Source organism: Mycobacterium sp. E1715 (assembly GCF_001667625.1).
Taxonomy (GTDB): domain Bacteria; phylum Actinomycetota; class Actinomycetes; order Mycobacteriales; family Mycobacteriaceae; genus Mycobacterium.
The window spans coordinates 1-10,505 of record NZ_LZJJ01000064.1 but is presented as its reverse complement, the minus strand read 5'-3'; the positions used below and the strand labels follow the sequence as shown (position 1 = coordinate 10,505).

Here is a 10,505-nt window from a genome sequence, read left to right as displayed (position 1 = left end):
TCGTCGACCTCGGCGACCGCCGCCGCGCACTCCGCGACCGCGGCCTCGGCGTCGGCCAGGCGGGTGATCGCCGCGGCCCATTCCCCGGTGGGACGCCCCGTGGGGGTGAAGTAGCGTCCGTATTCCGCGTCGATGCGTTCGATGAGCAACGGCTCGGTGCCCGACAACGCCGCGGCGTCGCCGGCCGCCACGTCGAGCGCGCGCGACAGGGCGTCGCAACCAGAGAGATCCACCGCGGCGGTCGACGCCGACTGCAGCACCCGCTGGGCGTGCCACAAATCGCTGTCCACCGTCTCGGCCAGCATCGCGCGGACCCGTTCGTGCGCCTCGTCGCCGGTGAGCTGCTCGCGGTGCGGCGACTGGATCGTCAGCTCGGTTTCGCATTTCTTGTGGAACCGCTTGCGATAGGTGAAACGATAAGGGCCGCAGCTCAATTCGGCGCTAACCTCGGATCCGACGTCACTGTGGGTGGGCTTGACCTGCTTGACTTCCTTCTTCGTCGAGCGGTCCCGGGACTCCAGCAGCAGATCGAGGGCCTCGATCATCGACGACTTGCCGATCTCGTTGGCGCCGCACAGCACGACGACACCGTGGTCGGGAAATTCGATCTCCCGGTGCGCGATGCCGCGATAATTCGTCAGGGTCAGGCGGTGCAACTTCATGCGGCGCCCCGGTCGGTGAGGCGTAGCAACAGCGCCAGCGCCGCCTGCGCGTCGGCGGCAGCATCGGAGGCTGGCTCGCGCGCGGTCGCCACCAGCTCGTCGACCGCCGCGGCGGCGAATCCCCCGATACCCAGATCGCTGAATTCGCCGTCGGCCGGGATTACCGCCAGATCGGTGCGGCGTTCCCACAGGCCGAGCCAGGCATACAACCGCGCGTACTTGTCGAGACACGCATCCAGCGCCGCCCGATCGGTGACCGTCAGGGATCCGGTGAGGGCCAAGCGCACCACGGTGCGGTCCTTGTCTGCCATCAGGTCCAGGTTCAGGTCGAGGTCGGCGATGTCGCGGCGAGTGTCGACCTGGTGATGCATGGTGACGAAGCGCCACCGGCCGACATGCCGTGATTCCACCGAGGCGGTGCGACGCGGGTCGCTCTCGTCGATCTCCACGACGAGGACATGACCGGGGTCGGATTCCACGTCGTCGAAGTTGGTGACTTCCGGCGAACCGGAGTACCAGATCCGGCCGCTGTCACCGACATTCGTGCGTGAATGCTTGTCCCCCAGTGCAACGTAGTGCACCGTACCGGTCGCCAGCGCGCGGTCGAGGGTGGCCAGGCGGATCAGGGAAAGCTTGTCCCGGTCCGGGTCCAGGACGTCGACCCCGCCGTGCGCGACGAGGATCCGGGTGACCGGTTCGGGCGCGAGGCCTTCGAGAACGTCGGCGACCAGGTCGGTGGTCGGCGCCTTGGATCGCCATGGCGCGGCGACGATCTCCAGCCCGGGCCTGACCCGATGGGCGCCGGCCTGGTCGAGCACCACCACGTTGTCGGGACGTTCGGCGGTGAACAGGGCGGTGGTGTACACCGAGGACGCGTCGAGCGGGTCGTGGTTGCCCGGTAGCAGGTAGACCGGAATCCCGATGGCGCGCATGGCTTCTAACGACTGCCCGACGACCTGCGGGGGAAGCTGATTGTGTTCGAAGACGTCGCCGGAGACCACGACGAACTCGGCGCCCACCTCCGTCGCCAGCGCCCCCAGGCCGGCCACCGCGTCACGCCGGGCAGCCGAGTACCGCGGCTGAGCATCACCGGCGAGAAAGTGCCGGGTCATGCCGAGCTGCCAGTCGGCGGTGTGCAGGAATCGCATGGCGGCGGCTCCCTTTCGGACTCCGTGATTACCAGGGCATCGCGAGCTTAAATCCGCGCACCGACAAGACGCGGGACCTCGCCCGGCAGGTCTCCGAGCGGGTATTTTGCGTCACGGGCAGACCGGCGAGCCGCCGGCGCCGATCCTGCCGGCCACCGCGGCCGCCCAGCGTGGGGGGAAACTCGGCGGCGGGTAGGTGCCGTGGTCCGCCGGTTCTTCCGACCCCCGCCCGGCTGGGTCGATGCCGCAACCCGCCAGGTCGTCGAGGTCGACCTGGCCACCTACGGAACGACTACCGCCCCGAACAGCCCGCCGAACTCGCCGACTGCCTCACCCCGACGGCTGGTCGATCCACATCTGTCGGAAAGGGTAGTCGGGTACGCCAGGTGGGCGTAGCTAATTTACCCAGGTCACGTCATCAAGTCCGAATGTTGAGTCATGGCGCCGCGATTGGTTATTTTTGCGCGGATCAAAGACCAGGCGCGACCTTTTCATGCCAGGACGGCCGGCAAAGTTTCCCAGCCGCGGACTGTCGATGTCGTGGTCATGCGTGCCGCAGACATATCGATGTCCCACTCCGGGAAGCGGTTGAGCACCTCATCGAGCGCCACGCGTCCCTCCATCCGGGCTAACGACGCTCCCAGGCAATAGTGCACGCCAACACCGAAGCCGACATGGGCTCCGGCTTTGCGGTGAAGGTCGAAGACGTCGCCATCGGGCGGGAATTGCCGATGGTCGCGGTTTGCGGCACCGGCGAGCAACATCATGATGCTGCCGGCCGGCACGTGTTGTCCGTAGTAGTCCACGTCGCGTGTGAGGGTGCGCGCGATGTGTGGCGCGGGGGGTTCGAAACGCAGCAGCTCCTCGATTGCGCCGGCAATCAGGCTGCGATCGGCGACCAGCTCCCGCCGCTGCTCGGGGTGCTCGGCCAAAACCTTGCCCGCCCAACCGATTAGCCGGGTCGTTGTCTCGGCGCCGCCCGCGGCGACCAGCGTGATGCAAATCAGCAGTTCCTCGCGGGTCAACCCCCGTCTGGTGCCATCGAGGTCGGTGAATTCGACGCTGAGCAATTCGGTGACCACGTCGTCGGAGGGATGTTCAGCGCGCCAATCGAGGTAGTCCGCGAACAACTGCCCGGTTTCCAGCCCTGTGGACGCGGCTTTCATTTGTCCGCCAGCCTCGGTGTTGACGTGACTTTCGGCGAGGTCAAGGACCTCCTGCCGCATCTCATCGGGAATTCCCAGCAGCCTGCACACGACTCTCACCGGCATCTCGGCACCCAAATTGGCGATGAAGTCAAAGCCCCCGGTACCAACGAACGGATCGAGACTCTCGGCACAGAATTGCCGCGCGGTGGCCTCGACCTCGCGCATTTTGCGTGGCGTGAACATGCGAGAAAGGCTCTGGCGATAGATGTCGTGAAGGGGCGGGTCCTCCATCAGGAACACGCCGGGCGGAATCGGCATGTCAGCCTTGATCAACTCGAGAATGTTTCCCCGCGCAGAGCTGAACGTCTCATGGTCATTCAGCGCCGCATGCACGTCGTCGAATCGGCTCAGCGCGTAGAAGTCGTTTTGGTCGTTGTACGACAGCGGCGCCTCCTCGCGGAGCCGCCGAAACAGCGGATACGGGTCGGCGTTGAGTTCGACGTCGTAGGGGTCGTAGAACACCTCACTCGCAGTCTGGACACCCATATGCCTGCAACTCCCTCCAACCGACGCATCCGACCGTTCGTCGGACGGACTACTGGTAAGTCAGGACAGCACGCCACTGCGAGCCGCAATAACCTAGACACGCACAACCGTGCTCATCCTCAGAGTGCATCGTGCCCGGCTACCTCTCCGAAGTCCACCACGTCACCGACCACGCGAAATCCCGGCGCACCGACATCGACGGCCGACCCCGCACCAACACCTTCCACCACCGGAGAAAAACTCGTCCACGACGACGGCGACGATGACGACGACGCCGCGTAGGGGTTAGCGTGACTCCCGTGGAAGACCAGCGCACGTTGTTGTTGATGCGTCACGCGAAGTCTGACTACCCGCCCGGCGTCGCCGACCACGAGCGGCCGTTGGCGCCGCGAGGAATTCGCGAAGCCGGCCTCGCGGGCGACTGGCTGCGCGCCAACGCCCCGGCCATCGACGCCGTGCTGTGTTCCACCGCGACGCGGACCCGGCAGACGTTGGCCACCACGCGTATCGACGCCCCGGTGCGGTACAGCGAGCGGCTCTACGGCGCGACCCCGGGCACGATGATCGAGGAAATCAACGCCGTGAGCGAGGAAGTCGGGACGCTGCTTGTCGTCGGTCACGAGCCGACGATGTCCGCGGTGGCACTCGGCCTCGGCGGTGCCGGCACCGATGTTGCCGTGGCGGAACGGATTTCGATCAAGTTCCCGACGTCGGCGATCGCCGTGCTGACGGTCACGTCCGGATGGAAGGGCCTCGAACTCGGCCGCGCCGCGCTGATCGGGTTCGAAATCCCGCGCTGACTCAGGAGTTCGTAGCCAGCGTCAGCTCCATCAACTTGAGCGCCTGACCGCACGCGTCGATGCCGGGCGCCTGGGGGTTGACCCACCAGCCGACCACGCCGGCCGCGTCGCTGGCCACCCCGCACGCACCGTTCGGGTCGTCCGGGCGCATCACGATGGAATCGATCCCGGCGATGTTCCGCGTCTCGACCTTGTACTTGAGGAAATCGGCGACCTTGCGCTCGTTGCTCAGGCTGCCCTGCTCGAACCAGAACCGGGTGATGTCGATCAGGCCGGCCGGGTTGGCCGCCTGCCACCGGCAGATCGCCCCGACGAAGGTGCTCTGAATGTCGAGCGGATCCGCGCCCACCGTCTTGGCGAGGATGTCGCTGGTGAGCACCTCGCACTCCTTGAGCAGGTTCGGATACTGCTGCTGGGAGTTGTTGTTACGCGTCGGACCGCCGGCCTTCACGGCGTTACCGGCGACGGACCTCGAACATCCGGTCGACACGACGAGCGCGGTGATCAAGACGGCGACAAGGGCGCGGACGCTACTTCTGCTCATTTGGAGTTCGCAATCGACTGGCGCGCCAATTCCTTGGCTATGTCGCACGGCGGCGGGAACGGCTTCTGACTGAAGCTGATAGACCATTCGATGAAGTCGTCCTGGAATTGGATGCCCACCTCGCACAGCGAGTCACCCAGATTGGGCTCGTTCCCGATGGCGATGAAGCCGCCGTGGCCATTGATGTTGATGTCGTCGACGCTCGCGCGCGACAGCTCCTCGGTCTTGCGTTCACGCCCGATGGGACTGCCGCGATACCAGGAGAACGAAAAGTGCGGGCCGAGGATGCCGCCACCGGCCAGCCACTGGCAACCGACGGAGTTCCGGGCGGTGTTGATCAGGCCGGTCACCTTGGTCAGCTCCGCCACGGTCTGATCGTTGATGCCGCCGCACTGGGGAAACATCGGCCCGTGGTGGCCCTCCGAGTTTCCCGGCGCCGTCGACGACGTCGCGCCCGGTTTGTTGCTCCCGGAATCCGAGCACGCCGCAACCGTGGGGATCAGGATCGCCAAGGCTGTCGCCGCAACGGCCAGCGCCCTCGAGTTACGCCGCACCGCTACCCTGCTTCTTCTCAGCCTGCTGCCGGTCCACACGATGCACTGTAGCGGCAGCTCAGCAGGTCAACCACCGACGCGCCTGAGCAGGCGTTTCAGTCGCGTCACCGCATGCGACGGCCGAGTTAGACCATCCGGCGGTTGCTGGCGGCCGCGGGACGCGCCGTGTGCGACAGTTACGAAATGCTCCTGGCACTGCTGCGCCAGTACATCCGGCCGTACCGGCGGCTGGTCGCGGCGCTCATGGTGCTCCAGCTCATCAGCACGCTGGCATCGCTGTACCTGCCGACGGTCAACGCCGCCATCATCGACGAGGGCGTCGCCAAGGGCGACACGGCCACCATCGTCAGGCTCGGCCTGGTGATGCTCTCGGTCACCGGCCTGCAGGTGTTGTGCGCGATCGCGGCGGTGTACTTCGGCTCGAAGACCGGCATGGGCTTCGGTCGCGACCTGCGCGCAGCGATGTTCGAACACGTCACCACCTTCTCCGAACACGAGACGGACCGCTTCGGCGCGCCCACGCTGTTGACGCGCAGCACCAACGACGTCCGCCAGATCCAGTACCTCGTTCAGATCTCGAGCACCGTGCTGGTCACCGCGCCGATCATGTGCATCGGCGGGATCGTGATGGCCATCCACCAGGAGGCGGCGCTGACCTGGCTGCTGCTGGTCAGCGTTCCCATCATGGCCGTGGCCAATTACTGGGTGATGTCGCACATGCTCCCGCTGTTCCGCAGGATGCAGGGCCTGATCGACGGCATCAACCGGGTGATGCGCGACCAGCTGTCCGGCATCCGGGTGGTGAGGGCGTTCGCCCGCGAAGGCTACGAGCGGGAGCGGTTCGGCCGGGCCAACGCCGCGCTGTCCGATACCGCGCTGACCGCCGGCAACTGGCAGGCGTTGATGTTGCCGGTGACCACGCTGACCGTCAACGTGTCCAGCGTCGCCCTGATCTGGTTCGGCGGGCTGCGCATCGATCGCGGCCAGATGCAGGTCGGGTCGCTGACCGCGTTCCTGGCCTACTTCACCCAGATTCTGATGGCGGTGTTGATGGCGACCATGACGCTGGTGGTGCTGCCCCGAGCCTCCGTCTGCGCCGAACGGATCACCGAAGTTCTTTCGACCGAGGCCGCCGTCGACGACCCGCGGAGCCCGGTGTTCCCGCGCGGCGGGATCACCGGAATGGTGCGCCTGGCGGGCGCGACATTCACCTATCCGGGCGCCGACAGGCCCGTCCTGCAAGACATCTCGCTGACCGCGCGGCCCGGCACCACCACCGCAATCGTCGGCAGCACCGGCTCGGGCAAGTCGACGCTGGTGTCGCTGATCTGCCGGCTCTACGACGTCACCGGCGGCGCCGTCCTGGTGGACGACGTCGATGTCCGCGATTACCGCACCGAGCGGCTCTGGTCCGCGATCGGGCTGGTTCCCCAGCGCGGCTACCTGTTCTCGGGGACCGTGGCGGACAACCTGCGCTATGGCAAGCCGGACGCGACCGACGACGAGATGTGGCAAGCGTTGCGCGTGGCCGACGCCGACGGGTTCGTGCGCGCACACGATGACGGGCTCAGAATGCGAGTGGCTCAGGGCGGAATCAACTTCTCCGGCGGTCAGCGGCAGCGACTGGCCATCGCGCGGGCGGTCATCCGCCGACCGGCCATCTATCTCTTCGACGACTCGTTCGGCGCGCTCGACGTGCACACCGACGCGCGGGTGCGCGAATCGCTGAAGCGGATTACCGGTCAGTCCACCGTCATCGTTGTCACGCAACGGGTTTCGACCGCCGCCCAGGCCGACCAGGTGATCGTCGTCGACAGCGGGAGACTGGTCGGCACCGGCACGCACGAATCGCTGCTCGCCGACTGCGCCACCTATGCCGAGTTCGCCGACTCCCAATCGGTCAGCGCCGTCCGATCGGGCCAAGTCCGGGGCGCGCCATGACCGTGACGGCCACTCGCGGCTTGACCCCGGCCCCGGCCGGACGCTCCCGCGACTTCTGGGGTTCGGCCGCCCGGCTGGTGAGACGGCTTGCGCCCCAACGCCGGCTGAGCATCGCGGTGATCAGCCTCGGCGTGACCGGCACGGTGATCGGGGTCGTCGTTCCGCGAATCCTCGGCCACGCCACCGATCTGCTGTTCAACGGCGTCATCGGACGTCAGCTCCCCGCGGGCATCACCAAGGCACAGGCGGTCGCCGCGGCCCGGGCCAGGGGCGACAACACCTTCGCCGACCTTCTCTCGGGAATGAGCGTGGTGCCGGGCAGAGGCGTGGACTTCGCCGCGGTGGCACGAACCCTGGTGCTGGCGTTGGGTTTGTATCTCGTTTCCGCGCTGCTGATCTGGGCGCAAGCGCGCCTGCTCAACGTGACCGTGCAGCGCACCATGGTCGCGCTGCGTTCCGACGTCGAGGACAAGATCCACCGGCTGCCGCTGTCGTACTTCGATGGGCGCCAGCGCGGCGAGCTGTTGAGCCGGGTGACCAACGACATCGACAACGTGCAGTCGTCGCTGTCCATGACCATCAGCCAGCTCGTCACGTCGGTGCTGACCATCGTCGCCGTGCTGGCGATGATGCTGTCCATCTCGCCGCTGCTGGCCCTGATCGCCGTGGCGACGGTGCCGCTGTCGCTGGTGGCCACCCGCGCGATCGCGCGGCGCGCGCAGCGCCTGTTCGTGGCCCAATGGACGAGCATCGGTCGCCTCAACGCCCACATCGAGGAGACGTACAGCGGCTTCACGGTGGTCAAGACGTTCGGCCATCAGGCCGCCGCGCGCGAACAGTTCCGCGACCACAACGACGACGTCTACCGGGCCAGCTTCGGCGCGCAGTTCTTCTCGGGACTCGTGGCACCGGCGACGTCGTTCATCGGCAACCTGGGCTACGTGGCCGTCGCCGTGGTGGGCGGCCTGCAGGTGGCCACCGGCCACATCACCCTGGGCGGCATCCAGGCCTTCATCCAATACGTCCGGCAGTTCAACGCCCCGCTGAGCCAGGTGGCCGGGATGTACAACACCCTGCAGTCCGGCGTGGCCAGCGCGGAGCGGGTGTTCGATCTGCTCGACGAGCCCGAAGAAACGGCGGACCCCGAACCGACCGCCGACAGCGGGGCCACACATCGCGCCGGACGAGTCGAGTTCGAACACGTGACCTTCGGGTACCGCCCGAACACCCCGGTGATCCACGACCTGTCGATGGTGGCCGAGCCGGGCAGCACGGTGGCGATCGTCGGGCCGACCGGGGCCGGCAAGACCACGCTGGTGAACCTGCTCATGCGGTTCTATGACGTCGACTCCGGTCGGATCCTGGTCGACGGTGTCGACATCACCACCGTCAGCAGGCAGTCGCTGCGCTCGGGGATCGGCATGGTCCTGCAGGACCCCTGGCTCTTCGACGGGACGATCGCGGAGAACATCGCCTACGGGCGGCCCGGGGCCGGCGCGGACGAGGTGGTGCGGGCCGCGCAGGCGGCTTATGTCGACCGGTTCGTGCACACGCTGCCCGCCGGCTACGAGACCCGAGTCAGCGGAGGCGGCGGCAACATCAGCGCGGGCGAGAGGCAGTTGATCACCATCGCGCGGGCGTTCCTCGCCCGGCCGCGGCTGCTGATCCTGGACGAGGCGACCAGCTCGGTCGACACCCGCACCGAGGCGCTCATCGCCCGCGCCATGTCCGAACTTCGCCGCGACCGTACGAGTTTCATTATCGCGCACCGCCTTTCGACGATCCGGGACGCCGACCGCATCGTCGTGATCGAGGCCGGCCGGATCGTCGAACAGGGCAGCCACGCCGAGCTGCTGGCCCGGCGGGGCGCCTACTACGCCATGACCAGGGCCTAGTCCGACGCGGGGGTCGCTGCGACGTCACGTTGAGAATTTATTGAGGCAACGAAAAGGCCAAGATCGGAACCTTGTCCGCCTTGTGCGTGTTCGCCTGAGCGCCAGACCCGTTCGCGACAGGCGCCCCACGTCCTTGTGGCGGGGAACGCTTTTCATCACCCGCGGTGCGATCAGCGCCCAGCCGTCGAACACGCACAATTCGCGGGTCACTACCGAAATCGCAGGGATTGATATCACAATGGCAAGCTAGGACATCTCAAAGGTGCGCTGCGCAGGACCGGAAGGACCGATAGGCGATGGTGGACAAACGTCTCGAACTCGGTCTGCTCGGACCGTTGGAGATGAGTGTCGACGGCAGCCTGGTGGCCTTGGGCACTCCCAAACAGCGGGCGGTGCTTGCCATGCTGTTGATGAACCACAACAGTCCGGTCGGGGTCGACCGGCTCATCACGGCCCTATGGGACGACGAGCCGCCGTCGGGGGCACGGGCCAGCATCCATTCGTATGTGTCCAATCTGCGCAAGCTGCTCAGCACCGCCGGCATCGACCCTCGGGTGGTGCTGGCGGCGGCGCCGCCGGGATACCGGCTCAGTATCGCCGAAAACGCTTACGATCTCGGACGCTTCATCGCCGAAAAGACCGCGGGTGTACACGCCGCAGCCACCGGCAAATTCGAAGACGCCAGCCGGCACCTGGCGGCCGCGTTGGCGGAATGGCGCGGACCGGTGCTCGAGGACTTGCGCGAGTTCCAGTTCGTCGACACCTTCGCCACTTCCCTTGTCGAGGAAAAGATTCTGGTCCACGGCGCGAAGGCAGAGGCCGAAATCGCGTGCGGGCGTGCGTCCGCCGTGATCACCGAACTGGAGGCGCTGACCGCCGAACACCCCTATCGCGAGCCGCTGTGGGCGCAGTTGATCACGGCTTATTACCTCACCGACCGCCAATCCGACGCCCTGGCCGCCTATCGACGCGTCAAGACGACGCTCGCCGATGACCTGGGCATCGATCCGGGCCCGACGCTGCGGTCGCTCAACGAGCAGATCCTGCGGCAGGAACCGCTGGACGTGAAACGAACCGCCAAGACCGCCGCCGTCGACACGGTGACGGTGCTCGAACAACACACCATGGTGTCCGGGCAGAAGGCGATCGCTTACCTGCACGAGACGTCGGGACGCAGTTATCCGCTGCGAGCGGCGGCGACCCGGATCGGGCGGCTCCCGGACAACGACATCGTCCTCGACAGCCCGAAAGTCAGCCGCCACCACGC

At 66.8% G+C, this 10,505-nt stretch carries 9 protein-coding genes and 1 pseudogene; 5 read left to right on the top strand and 5 right to left on the bottom strand.

The window, feature by feature from the left end; translation table 11 throughout:
- The 3 genes from A9X03_RS03810 to A9X03_RS03800 form a co-directional block, all read right to left on the bottom strand.
- On the bottom strand, nucleotides 1–662 hold a 662-nt coding region (locus A9X03_RS03810), incomplete at its 3' end, for an AAA family ATPase (protein WP_156746461.1).
- Nucleotides 659–1,810, bottom strand: coding sequence for an exonuclease SbcCD subunit D (locus A9X03_RS03805; RefSeq protein WP_068259746.1), 1,152 nt, complete (start codon nucleotides 1,808–1,810; stop codon nucleotides 659–661). The genes A9X03_RS03810 and A9X03_RS03805, both read right to left, overlap by 4 nt.
- Nucleotides 1,811–2,301: 491 nt before the next feature.
- Entirely contained in the window at nucleotides 2,302–3,504 is a 1,203-nt protein-coding gene (locus A9X03_RS03800) for a cytochrome P450 (RefSeq protein WP_068259743.1), read from the bottom strand.
- 110 nt (nucleotides 3,505–3,614) lie between these two features.
- Between A9X03_RS03800 and A9X03_RS30030 the strand changes: the two are divergent.
- Nucleotides 3,615–3,786, top strand: a pseudogene (locus A9X03_RS30030) (hypothetical protein); the annotation flags it as partial.
- Between the two features lie 17 nt (nucleotides 3,787–3,803).
- Nucleotides 3,804–4,304, top strand: a complete 501-nt coding sequence (locus tag A9X03_RS03795; protein WP_156670285.1) for a histidine phosphatase family protein — start codon at nucleotides 3,804–3,806, stop codon at nucleotides 4,302–4,304.
- 1 nt (nucleotide 4,305) lies between these two features.
- On the opposite strand, the gene A9X03_RS03790 is transcribed toward A9X03_RS03795, so the two are convergent.
- Together A9X03_RS03790 and A9X03_RS03785 are read right to left on the bottom strand one after the other, a co-directional pair.
- Nucleotides 4,306–4,848, bottom strand: a complete 543-nt coding sequence (locus A9X03_RS03790) for a DUF3558 domain-containing protein (protein ID WP_067779649.1) — start codon at nucleotides 4,846–4,848, stop codon at nucleotides 4,306–4,308.
- Nucleotides 4,845–5,402 carry a DUF3558 domain-containing protein gene (locus A9X03_RS03785; RefSeq protein ID WP_067761192.1) on the bottom strand — a complete coding sequence of 186 codons (558 nt, stop codon included), beginning with the start codon at nucleotides 5,400–5,402 and terminating at the stop codon, nucleotides 4,845–4,847. Before A9X03_RS03785 ends, A9X03_RS03790 begins: the two co-directional genes overlap by 4 nt.
- Before the next feature lie 183 nt (nucleotides 5,403–5,585).
- Here A9X03_RS03785 and A9X03_RS03780 point away from each other — a divergent pair, with 183 nt between their 5' ends.
- From A9X03_RS03780 to A9X03_RS03770, 3 genes are all read left to right on the top strand, one after another.
- Nucleotides 5,586–7,343: an ABC transporter ATP-binding protein gene (locus A9X03_RS03780; RefSeq protein WP_068259749.1), complete on the top strand. Its 1,758-nt coding sequence runs from the start codon at nucleotides 5,586–5,588 to the stop codon at nucleotides 7,341–7,343.
- Entirely contained in the window at nucleotides 7,340–9,238 is a 1,899-nt protein-coding gene (locus A9X03_RS03775) for an ABC transporter ATP-binding protein (RefSeq protein WP_068259740.1), read from the top strand. Before A9X03_RS03780 ends, A9X03_RS03775 begins: the two co-directional genes overlap by 4 nt.
- Nucleotides 9,239–9,534: 296 nt before the next feature.
- A partial coding sequence (locus tag A9X03_RS03770; RefSeq protein ID WP_068259738.1) for a BTAD domain-containing putative transcriptional regulator occupies nucleotides 9,535–10,505 on the top strand: 971 nt, incomplete at its 3' end.

Bases quoted from the DNA above. Each gene is read 5' to 3' on its own strand.
- A9X03_RS03800 (WP_068259743.1), bottom strand. From the start codon at position 3,504: ATGGGTGTCCAGACTGCGAGTGAGGTGTTCTACGACCCCTACGACGTC.
- A9X03_RS03775 (WP_068259740.1), top strand. From the start codon at position 7,340: ATGACCGTGACGGCCACTCGCGGCTTGACCCCGGCCCCGGCCGGACGC.
- A9X03_RS03805 (WP_068259746.1), bottom strand. From the start codon at position 1,810: ATGCGATTCCTGCACACCGCCGACTGGCAGCTCGGCATGACCCGGCAC.
- A9X03_RS03790 (WP_067779649.1), bottom strand. From the start codon at position 4,848: ATGAGCAGAAGTAGCGTCCGCGCCCTTGTCGCCGTCTTGATCACCGCG.
- A9X03_RS03780 (WP_068259749.1), top strand. From the start codon at position 5,586: ATGCTCCTGGCACTGCTGCGCCAGTACATCCGGCCGTACCGGCGGCTG.